The organism is Streptomyces xantholiticus, assembly GCF_014651015.1.
Taxonomy (GTDB): domain Bacteria; phylum Actinomycetota; class Actinomycetes; order Streptomycetales; family Streptomycetaceae; genus Streptomyces; species Streptomyces xantholiticus.
On sequence record NZ_BMWB01000009.1, the window covers coordinates 59,035 to 82,404 of the forward strand.

21 protein-coding genes and 1 pseudogene are annotated in these 23,370 nt (G+C 68.0%); 11 read left to right on the forward strand and 11 right to left on the reverse strand.

The window, feature by feature from the left end; genetic code table 11:
• The first annotated feature begins 285 nt into the window (after positions 1–285).
• Positions 286–1,764, forward strand: coding sequence for a replicative DNA helicase (dnaB, locus tag IE198_RS16125; protein ID WP_189887046.1), 1,479 nt, complete (start codon positions 286–288; stop codon positions 1,762–1,764).
• 71 nt (positions 1,765–1,835) lie between these two features.
• On the forward strand, positions 1,836–3,218 hold the full coding sequence (locus IE198_RS16130; protein ID WP_189887048.1) for a serine hydrolase domain-containing protein: 1,383 nt from the start codon (positions 1,836–1,838) through the stop codon (positions 3,216–3,218).
• A gap of 92 nt (positions 3,219–3,310) precedes the next feature.
• Here IE198_RS16130 and IE198_RS16135 read toward each other — a convergent pair whose 3' ends face one another.
• From IE198_RS16135 to IE198_RS16145, 3 genes are all read right to left on the reverse strand, one after another.
• Complete coding sequence (locus tag IE198_RS16135) at positions 3,311–3,778, reverse strand: MarR family winged helix-turn-helix transcriptional regulator (protein ID WP_189887050.1); 468 nt, start codon at positions 3,776–3,778, stop codon at positions 3,311–3,313.
• Positions 3,779–3,901: 123 nt separating this feature from the next.
• Positions 3,902–4,756 carry a GNAT family N-acetyltransferase gene (locus IE198_RS16140; RefSeq protein ID WP_189887053.1) on the reverse strand — a complete coding sequence of 285 codons (855 nt, stop codon included), beginning with the start codon at positions 4,754–4,756 and terminating at the stop codon, positions 3,902–3,904.
• A 4-nt stretch (positions 4,757–4,760) separates the two neighbouring features.
• Complete coding sequence (locus tag IE198_RS16145) at positions 4,761–5,306, reverse strand: DUF2269 domain-containing protein (RefSeq protein WP_189887055.1); 546 nt, start codon at positions 5,304–5,306, stop codon at positions 4,761–4,763.
• Between the two features lie 77 nt (positions 5,307–5,383).
• Between IE198_RS16145 and IE198_RS16150 the strand changes: the two genes are divergently transcribed.
• Positions 5,384–6,025, forward strand: a complete 642-nt coding sequence (locus IE198_RS16150; protein ID WP_189887057.1) for an HAD family hydrolase — start codon at positions 5,384–5,386, stop codon at positions 6,023–6,025.
• A 15-nt stretch (positions 6,026–6,040) separates the two neighbouring features.
• On the opposite strand, the gene IE198_RS16155 is transcribed toward IE198_RS16150, so the two are convergent.
• The 4 genes from IE198_RS16155 to IE198_RS16170 form a co-directional block, all read right to left on the reverse strand.
• On the reverse strand, positions 6,041–6,520 hold the full coding sequence (locus IE198_RS16155; RefSeq protein WP_189887059.1) for an NUDIX domain-containing protein: 480 nt from the start codon (positions 6,518–6,520) through the stop codon (positions 6,041–6,043).
• A 62-nt stretch (positions 6,521–6,582) separates the two neighbouring features.
• A complete protein-coding gene (locus IE198_RS16160) occupies positions 6,583–7,473 on the reverse strand; it encodes a LysR family transcriptional regulator (protein ID WP_189887061.1) in 891 nt (296 codons plus the stop codon).
• Positions 7,474–7,710: 237 nt separating this feature from the next.
• Positions 7,711–8,847, reverse strand: a complete 1,137-nt coding sequence (locus IE198_RS16165; protein WP_189887063.1) for a cystathionine gamma-lyase — start codon at positions 8,845–8,847, stop codon at positions 7,711–7,713.
• A gap of 17 nt (positions 8,848–8,864) precedes the next feature.
• Positions 8,865–9,242, reverse strand: coding sequence for a phage holin family protein (locus IE198_RS16170; protein ID WP_189887064.1), 378 nt, complete (start codon positions 9,240–9,242; stop codon positions 8,865–8,867).
• Positions 9,243–9,292: 50 nt separating this feature from the next.
• On the opposite strand from IE198_RS16170, the gene IE198_RS16175 reads away from it, so the two are divergent.
• The 3 genes and pseudogenes from IE198_RS16175 to IE198_RS36340 form a co-directional block, all read left to right on the forward strand.
• The gene (locus tag IE198_RS16175; RefSeq protein ID WP_189887067.1) at positions 9,293–9,610 is read left to right on the forward strand and encodes a cupin domain-containing protein; all 318 of its coding nucleotides are present in this window, start codon (positions 9,293–9,295) and stop codon (positions 9,608–9,610) included.
• Between the two features lie 128 nt (positions 9,611–9,738).
• Complete coding sequence (locus tag IE198_RS16180) at positions 9,739–9,951, forward strand: DUF5326 family protein (protein ID WP_189887278.1); 213 nt, start codon at positions 9,739–9,741, stop codon at positions 9,949–9,951.
• Between the two features lie 552 nt (positions 9,952–10,503).
• A pseudogene (locus IE198_RS36340) lies at positions 10,504–10,664 on the forward strand (SsgA family sporulation/cell division regulator); the annotation flags it as partial.
• 22 nt (positions 10,665–10,686) lie between these two features.
• Here the strand turns inward: IE198_RS36340 and IE198_RS16195 are convergent.
• Entirely contained in the window at positions 10,687–12,015 is a 1,329-nt protein-coding gene (locus IE198_RS16195; protein ID WP_189887069.1) for a YibE/F family protein, read from the reverse strand.
• A gap of 197 nt (positions 12,016–12,212) precedes the next feature.
• Between IE198_RS16195 and thiC the strand changes: the two genes are divergently transcribed.
• Both thiC and IE198_RS16205 read left to right on the forward strand, forming a co-directional pair.
• Complete coding sequence (gene thiC / locus IE198_RS16200; RefSeq protein ID WP_189887071.1) at positions 12,213–14,006, forward strand: phosphomethylpyrimidine synthase ThiC; 1,794 nt, start codon at positions 12,213–12,215, stop codon at positions 14,004–14,006.
• Positions 14,007–14,637: 631 nt separating this feature from the next.
• Complete coding sequence (locus tag IE198_RS16205; RefSeq protein WP_229833987.1) at positions 14,638–15,336, forward strand: DUF2637 domain-containing protein; 699 nt, start codon at positions 14,638–14,640, stop codon at positions 15,334–15,336.
• A 249-nt stretch (positions 15,337–15,585) separates the two neighbouring features.
• Here the strand turns inward: IE198_RS16205 and IE198_RS16210 are convergent, their stop codons facing one another.
• The 3 genes from IE198_RS16210 to IE198_RS16220 all read right to left on the reverse strand — a co-directional run bounded on the left by IE198_RS16210 (position 15,586) and on the right by IE198_RS16220 (position 18,990).
• On the reverse strand, positions 15,586–16,416 hold the full coding sequence (locus IE198_RS16210; RefSeq protein WP_189887075.1) for a hypothetical protein: 831 nt from the start codon (positions 16,414–16,416) through the stop codon (positions 15,586–15,588).
• A gap of 146 nt (positions 16,417–16,562) precedes the next feature.
• Positions 16,563–17,660 carry a metallophosphoesterase gene (locus IE198_RS16215; RefSeq protein WP_268246481.1) on the reverse strand — a complete coding sequence of 366 codons (1,098 nt, stop codon included), beginning with the start codon at positions 17,658–17,660 and terminating at the stop codon, positions 16,563–16,565.
• Between the two features lie 217 nt (positions 17,661–17,877).
• Positions 17,878–18,990, reverse strand: a complete 1,113-nt coding sequence (locus IE198_RS16220; protein ID WP_189887078.1) for a LacI family DNA-binding transcriptional regulator — start codon at positions 18,988–18,990, stop codon at positions 17,878–17,880.
• A 431-nt stretch (positions 18,991–19,421) separates the two neighbouring features.
• Between IE198_RS16220 and hisC the strand changes: the two genes are divergently transcribed.
• From hisC to cydB, 3 genes are all read left to right on the forward strand, one after another.
• Complete coding sequence (gene hisC, locus IE198_RS16225) at positions 19,422–20,501, forward strand: histidinol-phosphate transaminase (protein WP_189887080.1); 1,080 nt, start codon at positions 19,422–19,424, stop codon at positions 20,499–20,501.
• A gap of 328 nt (positions 20,502–20,829) precedes the next feature.
• Positions 20,830–22,338, forward strand: coding sequence for a cytochrome ubiquinol oxidase subunit I (locus tag IE198_RS16230; protein WP_189887082.1), 1,509 nt, complete (start codon positions 20,830–20,832; stop codon positions 22,336–22,338).
• Positions 22,339–22,361: 23 nt separating this feature from the next.
• A complete protein-coding gene (gene cydB / locus IE198_RS16235) occupies positions 22,362–23,363 on the forward strand; it encodes a cytochrome d ubiquinol oxidase subunit II (RefSeq protein ID WP_189887084.1) in 1,002 nt (333 codons plus the stop codon).
• The last annotated feature ends 7 nt before the right edge of the window (positions 23,364–23,370 follow it).

The window sequence follows — 23,370 nt, forward strand, 5'->3', positions numbered from 1 at the left end:
CAGCTCAGGCGGGGTGTTGTTTGACCCGCGGAAACTTTTCCACAGTGCTGTCCCCCGGTCCGTGCACAGGTTGCGGAGAGTTCTCCACAGCATCTGGTCCTTGGTCCACACCCCCTGTGGATAACCAGATTGGCTGACGGTGCCGCCGGGCCTACCGTGGACCGTCGCCCGAGGTGCGGAAACCCCCGCTGCAAGCGGAGTCGGGCGACGCGTTTTGTCAGTGTCGTGGCGTAGAAAGAGTGCCACCGCGTAGGTCCGTGGAGCGGACGGGAGGAGGTGGCCCGGGTGAGCATTTCCGAACCTTTGGACGACCCGTGGGCGGCCGACAGTCCGGGAGACCGTCTCCCCGCCTCCCGTCAACGGCGCCACGAAGGACGCGGCCGCGAGGACCAGCACGACCGGGGCAGGGACGGCGGCGGCTGGGACGGGGGTTCTCCAGGGTTCGAGCGCGTTCCGCCTCAGGATCTGGACGCCGAGCAGTCCGTACTCGGCGGCATGCTGCTCTCCAAGGACGCCATCGCCGACGTGGTGGAGATCATCAAGGGCCACGACTTCTACCGGCCGGCTCATGAAACGGTCTACCAGGCCATCCTCGACCTGTACGCCAAGGGCGAGCCGGCCGACCCCATCACGGTCGCGGCCGAGTTGGTCAAGCGAGGTGAGATCACCCGGGTCGGCGGAGCCCCGTATCTGCACACCCTCGTCCAGTCGGTGCCGACCGCGGCCAATGCCTCGTACTACGCCGAGATCGTCCATGAGCGCGCGGTACTGCGCCGGCTTGTCGAAGCCGGTACCAAGATCACGCAGATGGGTTATGCCGCCGACGGTGACGTCGACGAGATCGTCAACTCAGCGCAGGCCGAGATCTACGCCGTCACCGAGCAGCGCACGAGCGAGGACTATCTGCCGCTCGGCGACATCATGGAAGGCGCACTCGACGAGATCGAGGCGATCGGTTCCCGCAGCGGCGAGATGACCGGTGTGCCGACGGGCTTCACGGACTTCGACTCGCTGACCAACGGCCTGCACCCCGGCCAGATGATCGTGATCGCCGCCCGTCCTGCGATGGGTAAGTCGACGCTGGCGCTGGACTTCGCGCGCGCAGCCTCCATCAAGAACAACCTGCCCAGCGTGATCTTCTCCCTGGAGATGGGCCGCAACGAGATCGCCATGAGGCTTCTGTCCGCCGAGGCACGGGTGGCGCTGCACCACATGCGGTCCGGCACGATGACGGACGAGGACTGGACGCGGCTTGCCCGCCGGATGCCGGATGTCTCACAGGCCCCGCTGTACATCGACGACTCCCCGAACCTTTCCATGATGGAGATCAGGGCGAAGTGTCGGCGTCTGAAGCAGCGCAACGACCTCAAACTGGTGGTCATCGACTATCTGCAGCTGATGCAGTCCGGCGGTTCCAAGCGGGCCGAGAGCCGTCAGCAGGAGGTCTCCGACATGTCCCGGAATCTCAAGCTGCTGGCGAAGGAGCTCGAGGTTCCGGTGATCGCGCTGTCCCAGCTGAACCGTGGCCCCGAGCAGCGCACGGACAAGAAGCCGATGGTTTCGGACCTGCGTGAGTCGGGCTCGATCGAGCAGGACGCGGACATGGTGATCCTGTTGCACCGTGAGGACGCCTACGAGAAGGAATCACCACGCGCGGGCGAAGCGGATCTGATCGTGGCCAAGCACCGTAACGGTCCCACCGCGACGATCACCGTGGCGTTCCAGGGCCACTACTCCCGGTTCGTGGACATGGCGCAGACCTGATAGCGGGGCACGGCCCGCGTGTCCCGGTTATGCGGTCGACGTGGGGAACCGGCACCGATAGACCTGCTCCCATGACCTCATCCTTGGAAGAACTGCTTCCCAGCACGCGGCGGGCTCTGCTGCATCGCATCGCCGTCGCCCAGAGCGAAGGCCGTGCGCCGTCCTTTGCGGCCGCCGTACAGCGCGACGGGCAGCTGGTGTGGACGGGTTCCCGTACCTCTGTGGACGGGCACGCGCCGGACGCCGACACTCAGTACCGCATCGGTTCCATCACCAAGACGTTCACCGCGGTTCTCGTGATGCGGCTGCGGGACGAGGGGCTGATCGACCTGGACGATGCGCTGGAGAAGCATCTGCCCGGCACCGGGGCCGGCGAAGTGACCGTCGCTCAGCTGCTGGGCCACAGCGCCGGCTTGAGCGCCGAGGCACCGGCGCCCTGGTGGGAGCGGACGCCCGGATCGATGCGTCCGGAGCTTCCCGACGTACTCGGGGACGGGGCGGGGATGCACCCTGCGGGCCGGCGGCACCATTACTCCAACCCTGGTTACACCCTGCTCGGTTCTCTGGTCGAGGCGGCCCGCGGGGTGTCATGGGAGGAGGCGCTGCGCCGGGAGATCCTCGAGCCGCTCGGGTTGTCGCGGACGACCACGCAGCCGCGGGCGCCGCGTGCGGGGGGCTGGGCGGTCCACCCGTGGGCCGACGTGATGCTTCCCGAACCGGCTGAGGACCTCGGACTGATGGCCCCCGCCGGTCAACTCTGGTCCACCGCTGCCGACCTCTGCCGGTTCGCCGCCTTCCTCGCCACGGGGCATGACCTGGTGCTCGGTGCCGAGTCCGTGCGGGAGATGCGGACGCCCTCAGTACCGCCGGAGACGGGGGAGTGGAACGGCAACTACGGGCTGGGGCTCCAGATCCTGCGGAGCCAGGGACGCACCCTCGTCGGGCACTCGGGCTCCTTGCCGGGGTTCCTCGCCGCGCTGTGGGTGAGCGTGGAGGACGGCGTTGCCGCCGTGGCGCTGGCCAATGCGACCTCCGGCCCGCTGACGGCGACGGTCGCAGCCGACCTCGTGCACATCGTGGCGGACGCCGAGCCGCGGATCCCTGAGCCTTGGCGACCGCTGCCCGAGGTCGATCAGGTGCTGTTGGCGCTGACCGGCCCCTGGTACTGGGGGACCTACACCTACGGCCTGCGTCTGGTCTCCGAAGGGGGCCTGGAGCTGGAGCCACTGCGCGGCGGGGGGCGCCGCTCCCGGTTCCGCGCCCATGGGAAGGAGGCATGGATCGGTCTGGACGGCTACTACGCGGGCGAGACGCTGCGCGTCGTGCGCCGGGACGACGGCTCGGTGAGCCATCTCGATCTGGGCTCGTTCGTCTTCACCAGAGAGCCCTATGGGCCCATGGATGCCGTGCCCGGAGGCGTGGACCCCGCCGGATGGCAAGGGTTCCGGTTTTAGCCCCAAGCCGTGTTTCACGTGAAACGGGACGCATCGGCTGCTGGATGCCCGTGTTGCGGCAGCGATCCGCGTAGGCCGCCGACCTCGGTGGCCTACGGGGTGCGGGCGGGAACTTTGAGCTCTTCCACGGCCCTGACCAGTGGAGCGAGCTCGGGGTTCCTGGCTGCCTCGTCGAGGGCCTCACGCAGCGCGGTGTCGTTGGTGGGTCGTGCCTCCGAGAGCAACTGGAGGCCTGCGTCGCTCACGTCGGTGTAGATGCCGCGGCGGTCGGTCGGGCAGAGGTAGCGGGAGAGAAGGCCGCGGTCCTCGAGGCGGGTGACGAGGCGGGTGGTGGCGCTCTGGCTGAGAACGACGGCGTCGGCGACCTGCTTCATCTGGAGGTGGCCGCCCTCACCGCTGTGCTGGCGGCTGAGAACGTCGAGGAGCGAGTATTCGCGGGCGCTGAGGTTGTGCCTCGCCTCCAGGGCCCGCTCGATGTGGGACTCGATCCGGCCGTGGAGCAGCGAGAGCGCGCACCAGCCCTGCGCGAGGGCGGTGAGGGCGGGGTCGCTCGCGGTCATGTGTCTCCTCCTCGGTGTCGGAGCGGCTTACACAAGGATAGGCCATGACCGCAATAGACCGCGTATGCAATCAATAAGCCATAAGCTCTTGAGCGGCCGAAATGGAAGGTGCTCGGCGAGCCGCTAGCCCGCCGCAACCGTCAGAGGCGCGAAACGGCGCGTCCAGTCGCCGGGCAGTCCGTCGACCCCGAAGGTCATCACGGCGTTGAAGGCGATCGACGTCAAACCCCGCTCCTTCACCCAGGCGAGCAACTCTTCGTGGCGTACATCGATGTCCGTGCGCAGCGGCCGGTCCGTGCCCTCGGCCAGCGAGGCGATCAAGGCCTTCGCCGTCTCGGTGTCGCGGGCGATCAGCGGACCGACGACATGGGTGTCCATGTTCGGCCATGCCGCCGCGTACCCGGTCAGCACTCCCTTCTCCTCCGCGACTCGTAGCTGGTCGGCGAAGGCGGGGAGCCGCGTGATCATATGGGTGCGGTCGAGGCCGAAGACCTCGTTGTCGAGTCGGAGCATCGCCGACAGGTCCTCCGCCGTCGCCGGGCGCGTCCTGACCCTTGGCTGCGGCCCGGAAGGGATGAAGCGGCCGCGGACCATCTCGGCGCGACCGGTGGTGGCGAAGCCCAGTTCTTCATAGAGAGGCCTGCCGTAGGGGGTGGCATGGAGGGTGACCGGAAGGCTCCCGGTCTCCGCGAGCACATGCTTCATCAGGCGGCGTCCGACGCCCTGCCGAGCATGGCGCTCCGCCACGAGCACCATGCCGATGGCTGCGAGGCCGGTGCCGTAGCGGGTGAGCACGCAGGCGGTGACCAGGCCCTTGCCGTCGGGGTCGTCGATCCCGTAACCGGTACCTGCCGCGAGAAGCAGACCCCACTTGTGCTCCTCGCGGGGCCAGCCGCGGTCCTCTGAGAGATCGGCGCAGGCCACCAGGTCGTCCATGGTCAGACGCCTGATGGGGAGTTCGGAGAGGGGTGTCTGCATGGGGTCAGGCTGTCTGACGCAATGATCGGTCGTCCACCGCTTTTGGTGAACCAGCCGATCCACGTATCCGCCGACCGCGTCGTGTGAGCCCCCATGGCTTCAGGACGGAGATGGCGGTCATGAACACATAGGCGGTCAAGGACACCGCGGGCCCCATCAGCAGGTCGCGAGGCTCGGCCACCATCCCGCCGGAGGCGACGATGTCGGCGGCCCTGCTGACTCCCGGCCGGAGTATCAGGACGGACGCCGTGGTGGTGGCAAGGGTCACCCAGAACTTGACGAAGACCCAACGGTGCAGAGCGAGAGCCCATTTCGTACCCAGCGACAGCACGAGGCCGCTGGTCAGGGTGAGCAGTGCCAGCGGCAGCACCAGCCAGTCCGTGAAGACCTTCATCGACCGATACGAGGCCTCGATCGCGGAAGCCGATTCCGTGGCGTACGCGGTGAGCGCCAGCGCGAGCAGGCCGAGAGTGAGACCCAGCCAGGCGGCCGACGCGGTGACATGGACAACGAGGGTGGCCCTGCGAACGGGACGCTTGAGTGGTTTCACGTGAAACACGGTGCCTGCGGACGGGGTCCCGCTGCGTCTGACGACGGGAGTAATCGCGGGTACTAACCTCGGCGTACATGAGCAGACGCCCTCGGCTTCACATTTTCGACCTGGACGGCACCCTGATCCATGGCTCGGCGGCGACGGTGGAGATCTCCCGTCAGCTCGGGCTGCTGGACGAGATCGGTGAGGTGGAGCGAGATCTGGTTGCGGGCCGGATCGGTCCGCCGGAGTACGCGGTGCGGGTGCACGCCCTGTGGACGGACCTCACCGACGCCCATGTCACGGCGGCGTTCGAGACCGCTCCCTGGCTGCTGGGCATCCAGGAGGTGTGGAGCGAGATCCGCGCAGGCGGCGACTACTGCGCAGTCATCTCCCTCTCGCCGTCGTTCTTCGTGGAGCGATTGCTGGACTGGGGCGCCCACGCCGCCCACGGATCGCGCTTTCCGGAGATTCCCTTCACCCGGCCGGTTGATCCGACGGGCATCCTCAGCGCGGCCGCCAAGGTGGAGATCGCCGGCCGGCTCTGCACGGAGTTCGGCGTGGCCCTGGACGCCTGCATCGCCTACGGCGATTCCCTGTCGGACGCCGCGATCTTCGCGGCGGTGCCCACCGCCGTCGCCGTGAACGCCGATCACCATCTCGCCGACCTGGCGACGCACACCTATGCGGGAAGTGATCTCCGTGAGGCCTATGAACTGGTTCGCCCCCTCGGGTAGTTCGGCCCCGTTTATTCAGCCCAGGTCAGGAGCGTGCATGGCCCTTACGCCTTCGATGTTGCCGTCCAGGTAGTGGCGCAGCGACAGCGGCACCAGGTGTACGGCGGCGATCCCGACGCGGCTGAACGGTACGCGGACGATCTCGTACTCGCCGCAGGGCTCGTCGATCTCGGGGCCGTGGCGTAGAGCGGTGTCCATGGACTCCAGCCGGCATACGAAGAAGTGCTGCACCTTCACCCCCGTCACGCCGCCGTCCGCGATGTGCTCGACGGTGTCGACGAAGCACGGCACCACATCGGTGATCTTGGCTCCGAGTTCCTCGTCCACCTCCCGGTGGAGGGCGTCGACGACGGTGGCGTCCTCCGGCTCGACCCCGCCGCCGGGGGTGAGCCAGTAAGGGTCCATCCCGGGCTTGGTGCGCTTGATCAGCACGAGGTCGTCGCCGTCGAGCAGGATGGCGCGGGCGGTGCGCTTGACCACTGGTCGTTCGGTCATGGCAAGAGAGTGGCCCATGTCCGGGCTTCTGAAACGCATGCCGGTGTTCTGTGCCGTGTCCGTCACCAGTCGGCTGCGGCGCGCAAAAGCCCTTCATGGGCCCGGGCGATGTGCGGGTGAGCGAGCGTACCTGTGCGTATGACGAGGAAGTAGGTGCGCAGAGGGGGCACGGGAGGGTCGAGGAGAGCGACGATCCGACCCTGTTCCAGTGCCTCCTCGCACAGGTAGCGCGGCAGTACAGCGAGCCCGGCACCGGAGGCCGTGGTCTCCAGGACGGCTCTCAGGTCGGGCGCGATGACGGTGCCTGCCGCGGCCGGCCGCGAGTCGAAGACGGCGTGCCAGTAACGCGAGACGAACGGCAGGCTTTCATGGACCTCCACCACCGGGAGTTGCTCGAGGACGACATGGCTCCTGCGCAGCACGGCGGGCCCCAGGTGTGCCGCCCACCTGGGAGCTGCGACGAGGACGTGCTCCTCGTCGCAGAGCGCCGTGGCGGTGAGCAGTCGGCCCCGTGGCCGGGCGGTGGCGATGGCGAGGTCGTGGTGGCCTGCCGCGAGCCCGTCCAGGGTTTTCTCCGCGTTCCCGAACGAGGCGCGTAAGGCGAGCCCCTGGTCGATCAGAGGAGTGAGCGCGGGAAGGGCGCGGGCCGAGGTGAATTCGGGCGGGCCGGCGAGGTGGAGTGTGCGGGTTCCCGCGTCGCTGTCGAGCCGGGCTTCGGCTATCTCGAGGAGGGCGTCCAGATGGGGCGCCGCCCGGTGGGCGAGTTCGTCGCCGATGGTGGTGGGGGTGACGCCGCGCGCCTGGCGCAGGAAGAGCGGCTTGCCCAGCTGACGCTCCAGTGTGCGGATCTGACCGGTGACCGCGGGTTGGGAGAGGCCGAGCAGCGCGGCTGCGCGCGTGAAGGACCCGGCCCGGTGCACTGTGACGAATGTGCGTAGAAGGGCCAGATCCATGCCATGCCTTCCTGATCCGACGTTGCCCCCCGAACCCCGCCAACTATAAATATGTCGATAGGTCTCTGTCGCTAGCGTGATTGGACACTGACGCTGAGTCAATTAGCCTTGTCGGCATGGTTCTTGGCGCGCAGGAACCAGGGCGGTCCGAGCCATGAGGGGGGAGGCTCGGACCGCCCTCATACGCGACGGAGCCGGTGGTCGTACATGAGCTGCTGTGCCGGGCGGCTGTGCGTTTCACCCGGGAGGTACGGCCTCGTCCAGCGCCCGCAGCACGTCGGCCACCAGGTCCTCGCCGTCCTCGGCACCGGCCGAGAAGCGGATGAAGCCCTCCGGGACCGCGTCGCCGCCCCAGCGGCCGCGGCGTTCGGCCGTGGAGCGCACCCCGCCGAAGCTGGTCGCGCCCTCGACCAGCCGAAGCCCTTCCAGGAAGCGCTCCGCGTGGGCACGGTCGGGCAGACAGAAGGACACCACGCAGCCGAAGCGCCGCATCTGCCCCGCCGCGATCCTGTGTGAAGGATCGGTCGGCAACCCTGGATGCCGCAGGCCGCTGACCTCGGCGCGGCCGCTCAGCGCCTGGGCGACGGCCAAGGCGTTCGCGCTCTGCCGGTCGGCGCGCAACTGCAGCGTGGCGAGCGACCGGTGTGCGAGCCAGGCCTCCATCGGACCGGGAATGGCCCCGACGATCTTTCGCCAGCGCCGCACTCCGGCCGCGAGCCGCGGGTCACGGCAGGTCACGTGTCCGAGCAGGATGTCACCGTGCCCGGTCATGCCCTTGGTGTCACTGGCCACGGAGAAGTCGGCGCCCAGCTCGAGGGGCCGCTGTCCGAGCGGGGTGGCCAGGGTGTTGTCGACAGCCACGAGGGCGCCTGCCGCACGGGCCGCGTCGGCCAGCCGCCGCACGTCGCACACGTCGAGCCCGGGGTTCGAGGGAGTCTCGATCCACAGCAGCCGGGCTCCGTCGAGCAGAGCCGCCTGTGCGTCGCCGGCGGTGGGCGCCGTGCGGACCTCGATGCCGAAGGCCCGCAGCTGCTCATGCACCAGCGGTAGGGCCTGGTACCCGTCGTCGGGCATGACGACGGCGTCTCCCGCCTTCAGCTGGGACATCAGTACGGCGGAGATCGCGGCCATGCCCGAGGCGAAGGTGACGGTCTCCACCGTCTCCCCTGGTGCCTCGAGTTCACCGATGGCACGCTCCAGATGCGTCCAGGTCGGGTTCTCGTCGCGGCCGTAGGTGTATGGGCCTGTCGGCTCACCAGGCAGGTGGAAGTGGGCGGCGAAGACGGGGCCGGGCAGGGTCGGCTCGTACTTCACCGGTTCCGGCAGACCGGCCCGTACCGCCGTGGTGCCGTCCCCTTGGGGGGTAGCGGTCATGTCACTCGCTCCTCGGCTCAGTCCTTGTCGGGCAGGACGAGGTTCAGCGCCCAGGAGACGACGGAGATGATCAGACCGCCGAGAACCGCTGTCCAGAAGCCCTCGACGTGGAAGCTCAGGTCGAGCTTGTCGGCGAGCCACGAGGTGAGCAGCAGCATCAGAGCGTTGACCACCAGGGTGATCAGGCCCAGGGTGAGGATGAACAGCGGCAGGGTGAGCAGCTTGACCACGGGCTTGACGACAAAGTTCACCAGACCGAAGAGCAGCGCGACCAGGACCAGCGTCCATGCCTTCTTACCAGTGCTGTCACCGGTCAGGGTTATGTCCTGCAGCAACCACACGGCCACCCACAGGGCACCTGCGTTGGCGATCGTCTTGACTAGGAAATTCATCATGTGTCTGATCGTGGCAGACGTGATCGGACCAATGCAGGGGCGGGACCGCGATGAAGGCATTCCGACTGGACGAGCTGGAGGCGGAGCGTGCCGCCAACGACGGGGCGTATCTGCAGTTCCTGCGCGAACGGAACATGTCGGTCGGTCTGTACGCGCTGGATGCCGGTGATGTCGACCCCCAGCTCCCCCACAAACAGGACGAGGTCTACTTCGTGGTGAGCGGCCGGGCGGCGATCACTGTGGGCATGGAGACCACGCAGGTCGCGCGGGGCAGCGTGGTGTACGTGCCGGCGGGGGTGCCGCACAAGTTCCATCACATCAGCGAGGACCTGCGGGTCATGGTGGTCTTCTCTCCGCCTGAGAGCTGATGGCCGGCCCCGGCTGTCCCTAGGGGGTCGGTCAGGGGAGTTCAGGGGCTCGCGGCACGCTTTCGGCGCTTTCCGCCGCCTAGCATCAAAGGCAGGCAATCCGGAGAGACGAGGTAGGGACGATGGCTGTGCGGGAGATATTCGCAGGGATGCCGTGGTGGGTGAAGTGGGTCGCGGTTCCGCTGATCGCGCTGGTCGTTTTCGGCGGACTCATCGCGAGCGTCGCCGCGTTCGTGATCGGCCTGCTCTTCAAGCTGCTGATCTTCGTCGCCCTCGTCGGCGGACTGGTTTTCGTGGTCAGGAAGTTCATGGCCTCTTCCGGTTCGCGCAGTGACTGGTAGCGGTACGGGCGGCCGCAGAGCCGTTCGTCAGCCCGGTCGGGGGACCGGCCGGGCTCTCCCACGTTCCGACCGGTGCTGCCATTGGTGTGGTTCACCGCTGCCGCCCGTCGGGAAATGTCCGGAGCGGGACTGCTCTCACCAGGCCTTTCGCGCGACCCGGTGCTGAATTGCCGTTCCAGGGCTCGGGGCTGCGGCGTCTGCTGGGGCGGCCCCCGCGGGCGGGCGCGCTGCCCGTCACCACGCCTGGGGGTGACCGGTGGCCGGGGCAATGAAAGCCGCTCCTGCACCGACCCTGATCGGCTCCGTCCAGCGGGCACTGCGGCTGCTCGAAGCCGCAGGCGCGCATCCCGACGGGGCTCCGGCAAGGTGCTCGCGCCGACAGGCCGGAGTTCCCCTGCCGACCCGCCTACCATCGGCTGCGCACCCTGACCCACGACGACTACCTGAGGCGCCGGGACGGCCTGTACCTGCTCGGGGACGCGGTGGAGCGGCTGATTGCCGGTAGGACGTCGCAGAATCGTCGCAGCACCCTCGAGGAGTCCCTCGACCACTGGCGCGACGCGACCGGCACTCTTCCGGGCAGGGCGGCACCGCTTGTCGCCTTCCTCGACCGAACGGACAAACCGGTGCCCGTGGGGCAGGAGCTCGCGCTCGGTGACTTCGAGCCGGAGGAGGCGCTCGGGCGCATTCTCGCCGAGGAGAACGCCGGCTGACGCGTCCGAGCGTCGTGACGCCTCACCGCTTGCGCCGTCGTCCCCTGCCTGTGCGGGCCGGCGAGCCGTTCTGCTCGGCCGAGGGACCAGAGCGGTCGGCGGAGACCACCAGGGTGGCGAGCGCCGTCGTCACCGGCACCGAGGCGACCAGGCCGATCGAGCCGACGAGCGTCCGTACGATCTCCTCCGCGACCAGCTCGCTGTTGGCGACGGTTCCCACACTGGACTGCGCGATGGAGAAGAGCAGCAGCAGAGGCAACGCGGCGCCCGCATAGGCGAGTACGAGCGTGTTGACGACGGACGCGATGTGGTCGCGGCCGATGCGGATGGCGGAGCGGTAGAGGGCGCGCGGGCCCATGTCCGGATCCGCCTGGTGCAGTTCCCACACGGCGGATGTCTGCGTCACCGTCACGTCGTCGAGCACGCCGAGCGAGCCGATGATGATACCGGCGAGCAGCAGACCGCTCATATCGATCTCCGGATACAGGCCGTGGATCAGACCGGTGTTGTCGTCGGTGTTCCCGCTGAGGCTGGCCCAGTCGATGAACAGCGAGCCGAGCAGCCCGATCAGCAGCAGTGAGATCAGGGTTCCGAGCACCGCGACGGAGGTCCGCGCGGTCACCCCGTGGCACATGTAGAGCGCGATCAGCATGATGGCGCTCGCCCCGACCACCGCAACGACCAGCGGATTCGACCCCTGAAGGATGGCGGGCAGGATGAAGAGCGTCAGGATGGCGAACGAGATGGCGAGAGAGATCAGGGCCATCACACCGCGCATCCGGCCGACGAGAACCACGACGAGCGCGAAGAGCCCGGCCAGCAGCGCCATCGGGACTCCCCGGTCGACATCCGTTACCGAGTACTGGAGGTCGCGGGGGGCGTCGGGGGCGTAGGCGACCACGACGCCCTGGCCCTCCTTCAACTGCCGTGGCGCGTCCGGCTGCACGATCTCTACGAAGGTACGGCCCTTGTCCTTGCCGGTGGTCACTTCCACGGTCGCCCTGCCGCACTCGCCCTGCTGCGAGTTGACCGCCTCGCGCCCCTCAGGGGTGGTGGTGTCGCCGGTCGGAGGGACCTGAGCGGCGTTGACGTCCTTGCAGTCGACCTTCTCCAGAGCCACCACCTTGCCCTGCTCGGTCTGCCGGTCGAAGCCGACGCCGGTGCGCTCATGGCCGGGTGCGCCCCCGGGCCACAGCACGACGAGCCCGACGAGGACGGCCGTCGCGAAGGGGATGAGGACGGCGGCGATGACCCTGCGAAGGTGCTGGGAGACTGGCGCGGCGGGCCCATGACTGTGCACATGACTGTGGGCCTGGCCGTGCGGTTCTGGGGGCTGCGGCGATGAGGTCACGGACCGATCATCGCAAGAGTCGCAGGGGGGCCTCTGTTCAGCACGCCAGACATGACGCTAGCGTGGTGGCACCTTTGCACACGCGGGAGCTCGGAGCACCGGGCTGAGAGGGCGCTGACCTTCGTACCTCCGTACGGGACAGCTGCGCCGACCGCCGAACCTGTTACCGGGTAATGCCGGCGTAGGGAGTAGGTCTCATGACCGTATCGGACGCACGCACGCCTGCCTCGAGCCAGAACGACGAGGCAGGGAAGTCCATCGGCTGGCACAAGGGATACCTCGCGGGCTCGCGCCCCGACCTCCGCGTGCCGGTCCGCAAGGTGCACCTCACCAACGGCAAGGACGTGACGCTCTACGACACGTCGGGGCCGTACACGGATCCGAACGTCGAGACGGACGTACGCCGGGGTCTGCCGCCGCTGCGGGAGAACTGGATCATCGGCCGCGGCGACACCGAGGAGTACGCGGGAAGGCCGGTCCGCCCGGAGGACGACGGGATCAAGCACACGTCGCCGCGCGGGGGGCTGCGCAATCTCGATGCCGTCTTCCCGGGCCGTTCGCGGCAGCCGCGGCGGGGCCGGGACGGGCAGGCGGTGACGCAGCTCGCGTACGCCCGCCGGGGCGAGATCACGCCGGAGATGGAGTACGTCGCCCTCCGTGAGAACGTCTCGCCCGAGGTGGTGCGGGAGGAGATCGCGGCGGGGCGCGCGGTCCTGCCGGCCAACGTCAACCACCCGGAGATCGAGCCGATGATCATCGGCAAGCGGTTCCTGGTGAAGGTCAACGCCAACATCGGGAACTCCGCGGTCACCTCCTCCATCGAGGAGGAGGTCGAGAAGATGACCTGGGCGACCCGCTGGGGCGCCGACACGGTCATGGACCTGTCCACGGGCCGCAACATCCACACCACGCGCGAGTGGGTGCTGCGCAATTCCCCCGTGCCGATCGGCACCGTGCCGCTCTACCAGGCGCTGGAGAAGGTCGACGGCAAGGCCGAGGAGCTGACGTGGGAGATCTACAAGGACACGGTCATCGAGCAGGCCGAGCAGGGCGTTGACTACATGACCGTCCACGCCGGAGTGCTGCTGCGCTATGTGCCGTTGACGGCTCGCCGCAAGACCGGCATCGTCTCGCGCGGCGGCTCGATCATGGCGGCGTGGTGCCTCGCGCACCACAAGGAGTCGTTCCTCTACGAGAACTTCGAGGAGCTCTGCGAGATTCTCGCCGCGTACGACGTGACGTACTCCCTGGGCGACGGCCTGCGGCCCGGTTCGATCGCGGACGCCAACGACGAGGCGCAGTTCGCCGAGTTGAAGACGCTCGGGGAACTCAACTCGACAGCCAAGCGTTTCAATGTGCAGACGATGATCGAAGGCCCCGGTCACGTCCCCATGCACAAGATCAAGGAGAACATCGACCTCCAGCAGGAGATCTGCGAGGAGGCCCCGTTCTACACGCTCGGCCCGCTGACCACCGATGTGGCCCCGGCCTACGACCACATCACCTCCGGTATCGGGGCGGCCATGATCGCGTGGTGGGGCACGGCCATGCTCTGCTACGTGACTCCCAAGGAGCACCTGGGCCTTCCGGATCGTGACGACGTGAAGACGGGCGTCATCACTTACAAGATCGCCGCGCATGCGGCGGACCTCGCCAAGGGGCATCCGGGCGCGCAGGAATGGGACGACGCGCTGTCCGACGCGCGCTTCGAGTTCCGGTGGGAGGACCAGTTCAATTTGGCCCTCGACCCCGATACGGCAAGGGAGTTCCATGACGAGACGCTGCCGGCCGAGCCGGCCAAGACCGCGCACTTCTGCTCGATGTGCGGGCCGAAGTTCTGTTCGATGAAGATCAGTAGGAGCATCACGGAGCAGTTCGCCCCGGACCTGCTTCCCTCGGCCTCGGCCGAGGAGGTCGAGGCGGGGATGCTGGAGAAGTCGCGGGAGTTCGCGGCGGGTGGCAACCGGGTGTATTTGCCGCTTGCGGACTGACTGTGACGTTTTTGGCAGTGCCCCCGTGGTTCGATCGGCCAGGGGGCACCGCCTTGGTCAAGGGTGCTGTGCCTGCCCCGATGGGCGGTTTCGCGACAGCGGCCGGGGCTCTTGGCATCTTTTCGCAATAGTGGATGGGATGACCGGTCCTCACCCATGTAGCGTAAACGTTTCACTCGAATGTCACGCATCAGGGCTATTGGATCGCTCGTTGTTAGGAATATGACGAGAGCACAGCTTCCTCCCGAGGCCGGGGCCCGACGTACGGCCGGCACGGGGGCGGTCCCAATGGGCGCGTGGGCGTTGGATCCCCGCTCTGCGGAGGGCGTGGCGGAGGGTAACGCGACGCTCCACCATGAAGAGGATCGAATCGACCTGACGCAGGCTTCCTCCCTGCTGAACGACTTTCTGGCGTTGATCGGCCGGATCCAGGCCGATTACCACCGACTGTCGAGCACAGCGCACGTGTCGCCGACTGTACGCGGCGACGAACGGACGGGGCGAAGCCTTCATGTATGACGAGTACGGCTCATTCGGTGCAGCGGTTTCCCACCCGGAAATGGGCGGCTATGGCAGGTGGGAGGACCCGTATGCCGCCTCCCCGAAGAACTTGCTGAGTACCCATGAGCCGATGGCTCCTCTCGGCCTGGAGATCCTTGACGGGACGTGGGACCCGACAGCGGAACTGCAGCAATTGCTGCAGCCCTCGGCCGGGCCGGAAATGGCCACGGCCTTCTCCGGCTACGGCAGCGCCCTTGAGTCGGGGGACGGCAACGCACTCGCGGACCGGAACAGCGTCACCGCCGAACTTCCCCGTGTACGCCCCGCGCCGGGGCATCGCCGACGGGTACCGTCGCGGAGGACCAGGTTCACCCTGCTGCAGACAGTCAGCGTCTCCATTGCCGTGCTGGCCGCCATCATCGTCTCCGGAGTGAGCATCTTCGGAGGCATGGTCGCCCTGGACCCACTACGGCACATTGCCGCGTCACGAACGTCCCAGGGCCTGATGAGCTGGTGGCCGGTTCTGGTCTATGGACCCTGGATGGTTGCGTCTCTCTGCATCCTGCGCGCCTCGCTCCATCATCGCCGGGCGGTGCAATCCTGGGTCGTCGTACTCTTCTTCTCGGCCATCGCGACCTGGCTGTGCGTCATTGAATCAGCCGGGTCTCTCACCGACGCCGCTGCGGCCGCGCTACCTGCCCTCGCGGCTCTTGCCTGCTTTCAGCAGCTCGTCCGGCTCGTCACCCTGGCCCGGCCACCCCGCCGCCCCTCCGCGCGCCATCGTGTCCGTGTTCCGTCCACACCGTTCGTGCCCTCGACGCCCGGCTGACGAGCCCGCTGGACAACCTGCGCCCGCCCGGCCGGTTCACAGGGCAGTCCCACCGGACGACCGTCAGCGGGCTGATCTTCTGTCGTCACAGCGTCCCCCGGACAAGCTCCGGGGGACGCTGTCGTTGTGGCAGGCGGGCAGCGGTCGGCTCAGCCGTTCCCACGCCGCATCGAGCAGATCACCCGCCCCATGTCCACATCGGCGCCTCCGGCATGAGACAGCCACATGACCGTGGCCACCGACCGGTGATCAGTCCGGCCGGTGCTCGGGGCCGCCGAAGTCCGGGCTCGTGAAGTCCGGGCTGGTGAAGGTGGGGCGCTGCCCCGAGGCTGCCCCGTCCGCAGGACTGGAGAACTCCGGTCCGCTGTATCCGATCTTCGGCATACGGCTCACCGGTCGCGGTGGCCCCGGGGACGCCGGGTCGGCGCTGGGGTCGGCCAGTGCTGCCCGCAGGAAGGGCAGAATTCCGCGCTCCAGCAGTGCGTGCCGCCACGCTTCCTTCGCCCGTGCCACCTCGTCCGGCAGCTCTCCGGCGGGCGCTTCTTCGGCCACCTGGGCGGCCCCGTTGCGCAGAGCCGTCAGCAGCAGCCCCACCGCCGCGACCAGGGTGGCGGCTGCCGTGAGCGCACCGAAGAACCACCCGGCCGTCAGCAGGGCGTCGGCGAAGGACGGGGTGGCGCTGAGCATTTTGAGGATGTAGCCGACGAGAAGGAAGATCGCCGCGGCCGTCCCGGCGAGGACGGGGGCGAGCACGGCGATGACGGCGGCGAAGCCGGCGCCGCCGCCCTGCGAGGTGTCGCCGACCGCGGGGGCCGACACGGAGCCGCGCACCGAGGCGGCTGTCGTGGGGGTGCGCATTTCCCGGCGCACTTTCACATAGTGCTCGTACTCGGCGGCGGCCGAGGCGGTTATCAGTGCCGTCGCGTTCAGTGCCATGGTGCGCAGCTGCTCGGCGTTGAGACGTAGTCCCACGGTGGCGAGGTCAGGCCGTTCACGGGCGTTGCGCAGTGCTTCGTCGAGGACTCGCTGGTACTCGGCGCGGTCCTCGTTCAGCAGGTTCGGAGCGCTGTTCATGTGCATCCCCCGATGCTCCGCCCGCCGACTGCCCTTACAAGCTGGGCAGTTGAGCGAAGACGGAGGAGAGTCTGCTACGGATAAGCCGATGGTAGAGCGGTTACGGCACAGCGTGACAGGGGGTTTCCGTAAATCACCTGCCGCAAGTCGGCTCAGCGCGGCAACGGGAGTTGCTGGACAAGAAGCTTTCCGGCCATGGTCACGCCGCCGTCCATGGCGATCGCGAGCCCGTCCGCGTACACGTGCGGACATTCGACCACGGGGCGCTCGCCGTCCTCGCCGTCCTCGGTGCCCACCTCGCCCAGCAGATACGGAATGGGACTGTGGCCGTGCACGATGCGCCGGCCGCCATAGGCCCCGAGCAGCTCGCGCACCGCCTGCGGGCCGCCGTCGTCGCGGAAGGCGAAGCGCTTGGTGAACTTTCGGAAGAGGTCCCAGCACTCGTCCGCGTCATTGCGCGTGAGGATCGCGTGCACGGTGTCGTTGACGTCCGCGATGGTGGATCCGTACTCGAGATAGGCGGTCGTGTCGGAGTGCAGCAGCAGATGGCTGTCCTCCTCGACGATCGCGTCGAGCCTGGCCATCCACTGCAGATGAACCTCCTGCAGCCGGTCCATGTCGGCCTTCTGGCCGCCGTTGAGAAGCCAGGCCGCCTGAAAGGTGGCTGTGCCGGCACCGGAGTTGACGGGCTTGTCCCCGAACCGTTTGGCACCGAGCAGCAGCAGTTCGTGGTTGCCCATCAGGGCCTTGCAGTAGCCGCCGGCCGCGGCGGCCTCGGCCGAGAGGCGCATGACGAGGTCGATCACGCCGATGCCGTCCGGACCGCGGTCGGTGAAGTCCCCAAGGAACCACAGCCGGGCGTTGTCCGCCGCCCAGTGTCCTTCGGCGTCGATGAGGCCTTGTTCGGCCAGTGCCGCGACGAGTTCGTCGAGATAGCCGTGGACGTCGCCGACGACGTACAGCGGGCCGAGCCCGTCCGGAGCGGGAGCCTCGTCGGGGTCGACATGGACCTGGACCGTGTCGCCGGGGCCGTCTCGGCGGATGACGGGGAGGTCGCGTGCGGTGGGCGTGTAGCCCTCCGGGGGTTCACCCTCGGGGAAGGCGTTCCCGGGATGGCCCGAATGGATCGGGTCCGCCGCGTGGGACTGCACGGGAACCTGCGCGTACGGCGGGACACGGAAATCGCGCAACGTTGCCGTCCGCACCACGGGTCCTTGACCGGCCCCCTGAGTCATCGACCCCTCCACCACCGTCGCGCCGCCGTTCACCTCTCGGCCCAGCCTGGTCGGGGTGGTCCGCGGTGTCGTTCGCCCATCATAGGAATGAGCCAGGCGGTGTGTGACGCACCAGGGGTGATGAATCCTCGAGCATCCCTGCTTCGCCGGCCGTTTCGCCCCAATTGGGAAGGTACGGACCTTCGGGTGGAACGGCCCGGGCGTGTCCGGCCCTGATCCGTCGGACATGCCCCTAGTGCTGCGAGGGAGACCGTGGCGCGCTCACAGTCGTCCGCGGGGGGCGACGCTGGGACGACGTCCTGACGATCAGTTCCGTGGGTATCACCTGCTCGATCGGCCGGTCCTCGTCGATTCCCTCGATCGCGTCGATCAGTAACTGGACCACGGCAGTACCGATCCTGCGCGGCTTCAGCGAGAGCGTGGTGATGGGGGGCTCGGTCGTGGCGTAGACGGTCGACTCGCTGCAGCACACCAGCAGCAGATCGTCGGGGACCCGCAGGCCGTACCGGCGGGCGGCGGCGAGCAGGTCGGTGCCGTTGGGGTCGAAGAGCCCGTACACCGCGTCCGGCCGGTCGGGCCGGGCCAGTAGCCGGTCGGCGGCGACGGCGCCGGCGCACGGGTCGTGCGCGGGGTAGGACTCGTAGACGGGGTCCTGGCCGACGCGCTCGCACCAGTTGAGGTAGGCGGTGGTCGAGAGCCGGGTGTAGGTGTCGGTGGTGGTGCCGGTGAGCAGACCGATCCTGCGGGCGCCGGCGGCGGCGAGATGGTCGAGCAGATCGAGTACGGCGGCTTCGTGGTCGTTGTCCACCCAGGCGGTGACCGGCAGGGTGCCGGCGGGGCGCCCGTCGGAAACGACAGGCAGCCCCTGGCGCACGAGTTCGGTGACGACCGGGTCGTGGTCGGATGGGTCGATGACGACGGTGCCGTCGAGCGCGACGTTCGACCAGACGTCGTGTCTGGAGGTCGCGGGCAGGATGACCAGCGCGTAGCCGCGCGCGAGCGCGGCCGAGGTGGCGGCTCTGGCCATCTCGGCGAAGTACGCGAACTCCGTGAAGGTGAAAGGTTCATCCCCGTATGTCGTCACCGTCAGGCCGATCAAGCCCGACTTTCCGGTACGGAGGGTGCGGGCCGCGGCGGACGGGCGGTAGCCCAGCCGGTCTGCGACCTCGCGGACGTGTCGGCGGGTGGCGTCCGGAAGCCGGCCCTTGCCGTTGAGGGCGTCGGAGACGGTTGTGATGGAGACCCCGGCCGCGGCAGCCACGTCTCTGATGCCTGCCCGACCCTGCCTACCGCCCCGGCGGGATGTGTCCGTCCGGCTCACCTGGTGCTTCCCTGCTGCTGTCATGGCGAGCCGATAGTAGGGCTCGCGCCGGTGATCCGGCCGGTCGCATATGCATGCGTTGACAGTCACGTTTCTGCATGATCATTTACAGTCAATTGCCTTGTAAAATAAGGGAGTTGACGTATGCAGCCATGGAGAGTCGGGTGCTGGGCTGCTAAGGCCTGGCGAAGGCCCCATGTCTCGAAGAGGTCTCAACTCATCACTACGGGGGATGCGCGCCACGGCGCGAGCCACCGGCGCGCGCCATGGCCCCCAGCGCCCCCCCACCCAGGATTCCCCACGGATCCCTTCGGGTCGCGTCCTCGGCAGGCTTCCTCTCAGGGCCGGCAGGCGTTCCTCTGATCCGGCCATTCGCAGCAGCGGCGAATCCTCATAAGGTGAGCAGTATTGGTTGAGCGACAACGATGTGCACGGACCCTCGAGGAGGACCTGCGGTGAGCGAGACGAGCCCCAAGCTGCGCGCCGAGCTGGACGGCATCCCCACATACAAGCCGGGCAAGCCCGCGGCGGCCGGCGGCCCGGTCGCCTACAAGCTGTCCTCCAACGAGAACCCCTATCCGCCGCTGCCCGGCGTGATGGAGAGCGCCATGGCGGCGGCGCAGAACTTCAACCGCTACCCCGACATGGCCTGCACCGGACTGATGAACGAGCTGGCGAACCGGTTCGGGGTGCCGGTGACCCATCTGGCAACCGGCACCGGTTCCGTGGGTGTGGCGCAGTCGCTGCTGCAGTCGACCTCCGGCCCCGGCGACGAGGTGATCTACGCCTGGCGCTCCTTCGAGGCGTACCCGATCATCACGCAGATCAGCGGCGCGAAGCCCGTGCAGGTTCCGCTGACCGACGGTGAGGTGCACGACCTCGACGCCATGGCGGACGCGATCACGGAACGGACGCGGCTGATCTTCGTCTGCAACCCCAACAATCCGACCGGCACCGTGGTGCGCCGCGGGGAGCTGGAGAGGTTCCTGGACCGAGTGCCCTCCGACGTGCTGGTGGTGCTGGACGAGGCGTACCGGGAGTTCATCCGTGACGCCGACGTCCCCGACGGTCTCGAGATCTACCGGGACCGGCCGAACGTGGCGGTGCTGCGCACTTTCTCCAAGGCGTACGGTCTGGCGGGTCTGCGGGTCGGCTTCGCGGTCGCCCACGAGCCGGTGGCCGCTGCACTCCGCAAGACGGCGGTGCCCTTCGGGGTGACGCAGCTCGCGCAGGACGCGGCGGTGGCGTCGCTGCGCGCCGAGGACGAACTGCTCGGCCGGGTCGGCTCCCTGGTCACCGAGCGCGCCCGGGTGCACCACGCTCTCGTCGAGCAGGGCTGGACGGTGCCCGAGACGCAGGCGAACTTCGTCTGGCTGCGGCTCGGTGAGCGCACGCTCGACTTCGCTGCGGCGTGCGAGAAGGCCGGTGTCGTCGTCCGGCCGTTCGCGGGCGAGGGGGTGCGGGTGACCATCGGCGAGTGCGAGGCGAACGATGTGTTTCTGCACACCTCGGAGACGTTCCGCAAGAGCTTCTGACAGGGCCGGCGAGTCCTGGGGCCTCTCGTTCGGATCAGGCTTGATCCGAACGAGAGGCCTTGGGCCGTTTGGCCTCCGGCCGGTTCGATCCGCTCGCCCCTGAGCTGGGTCGCCCGGCGCGGATGCTCACCGAACGGCGGTGGGCACCGTCGATCCCTGCCCGAGGGTCCACCCAAGAGTGACCCCCCGATAGAAGGTGCGGATTCTGTATGCGCCATAATGCTTGTGAATGTGAACGCGTTCACAAGCACGCTCCGGTTCCTCCAGCAATCAGTGGAAAAGGAGGGGCCGGCTGCCGCTCGACGGCGGCGACGTAAGGAGAGACGACGTGGACCTCGCTCTGGCGCCCGAGACCTTGGCGCGATGGCAGTTCGGCATCACCACCGTCTACCACTTCCTCTTCGTGCCCCTCACGATCTCGCTCGCCGCGCTCACCGCCGGCCTGCAGACCGCCTGGGTGCGGACGGGCAAGGAGAAGTACCTCAAGGCAACGAAGTTCTGGGGCAAGCTCTTTCTGATCAACATCGCCATGGGTGTGGTCACGGGCATCGTGCAGGAGTTCCAGTTCGGCATGAACTGGTCCGACTACTCCCGCTTCGTCGGTGACATCTTCGGTGCACCGCTCGCCTTCGAGGCGCTGATCGCCTTCTTCTTCGAGTCCACCTTCATCGGGCTGTGGATCTTCGGCTGGGACAAGCTGCCGCAGAAAATCCACCTGGCCTGCATCTGGATGGTCTCGATCGGCACCATCCTGTCGGCGTACTTCATCCTGGCGGCCAACTCCTGGATGCAGCACCCGGTCGGCTACCGGATCAACGAGGAGCGGGGCCGGGCGGAGCTCACCGACTTCTGGCTCGTGCTGACCCAGAACACGGCGCTCACCCAGTTCTTCCACACCATGACGGCAGCCTTCCTGGTCGGCGGCGCCTTCATGGCGGGCATCTCGGCCTTCCATCTGGCACGCCGGAAGCATGTGCCGGTGATGCGCAGTTCGCTGCGAGTGGGCCTGGTCACCGTCGCCGTCGCCGGGCTGATGACCGCCGTCAGTGGCGATCTGCTCGGCAAGGTGATGTACGAGCAGCAGCCCATGAAGATGGCGGCCGCCGAGGCGCTGTGGGACGGCGAGGCGCCCGCACCGTTCTCCGTCTTCGCCTACGGAGACGTGGACAAGGGACACAACAAGGTCGCCGTCGAGATTCCCGGCCTGCTCTCCTTCCTGGCACACAGCGACTTCGACTCGTACGTGCCCGGCATCAACGACGTGAACGAGCAGCTCCAGGAGGAACACGGTCCCGGCGACTATCGCCCGAACATCCCCGTCGCCTACTGGGGCTTCCGCTGGATGATCGGCTTCGGCATGGCGTCGCTGACCATCGGGATGATCGGACTCTGGCTGACCAGGAGAAAGTTCCTGCTGCCCCGCGCACTGCGGACGGGCGAGGACGAGGTGCCGAATCTGGTGCTCTTCAGGAGCAAGGCGCTCAGTCCCCGGCTGGGCAGGTGGTACTGGCTGATCGCCCTGTGGACGATGGCCTTCCCGCTGATCGCCAACTCCTGGGGCTGGATCTTCACCGAGATGGGCAGGCAGCCGTGGGTCGTCTACGGCGTGCTCCGCACCCGCGACGCCGTCTCCCCCGGAGTCTCGCAGGGCGAGGTCCTCATATCGATGGGCGTCTTCACCCTGCTCTACGCGGTGCTCGCCGTGATCGAGGTCAGGCTGCTCCTGAAGTACGTCAAGGCAGGGCCGCCCGAACTGACCGAGGCCGACCTCAACCCGCCCACCAAGATCGGCGGCGACGACCGTGACGCCGACCGGCCGATGGCCTTCTCCTACTGAGGCCGCTGAGGAGCTGCTGAGGCATGGAACTCCACAACGTCTGGTTCGTACTCATCGCCGTCCTGTGGATCGGCTACTTCTTTCTCGAGGGCTTCGACTTCGGAATCGGCGTCCTCACCAAGCTGCTGGCGAGGGACCGCACCGAGCGCCGCGTGCTGATCAACACCATCGGGCCGGTCTGGGACGGCAATGAGGTGTGGCTGCTCACCGCGGGCGGGGCGACGTTCGCCGCCTTCCCCGAGTGGTACGCCACGCTCTTCTCGGGCTTCTACCTCCCGCTGCTGCTCATCCTGGTCTGTCTGATCATCCGCGGAGTCGCGTTCGAGTACCGGCACAAGCGGGAGGAGGAGCGCTGGCAGACCAACTGGGAGCACGCGATCTTCTGGACCTCGCTGCTGCCGGCCTTCCTGTGGGGCGTGGCCTTCGGCAACATCGTGCGCGGCGTGAAGATCGACGAGAACAAGGAGTACGTCGGCGGCCTGGTCGATCTGCTCAACCCGTACGCACTGCTCGGCGGACTGGTCACGCTCGCGCTGTTCACCTTCCACGGGGCGGTCTTCGCGGCACTCAAGACGCTGGGAGACATCAGGACCCGGGCCAGGGCGATGGCGGTGAAGCTGGGGCTGTTCGCCCTCGTCCCGGCGCTCGGGTTCCTGCTGTGGACCCAGGCGTCGCGCGGTGACGGCAAGAGCCTGGTGGCGCTGGTCGTCGCGGTGCTGGCGCTGACCGGTGCCGTCGGGGCCGTCAAGGCGGGCCGGGAAGGCTGGTCGTTCGGCCTCTCGGGAGTCACCATCGCCACCGCGGTGGCAATGCTCTTCCTGGCGCTCTTCCCGAACGTCATGCCGTCCACGCTCGACGGGGACTGGAGCCTGACGGTCACCAATGCCTCGTCGAGCCCGTACACGCTGAAGATCATGACCTGGTGCGCGGCGATCGCGGCACCGCTGGTCATGCTCTACCAGGGGTGGACGTACTGGGTCTTCCGCAAGCGGATCGGCACCCAGCACATAGCCGACGCCCACTAGCGGGGGA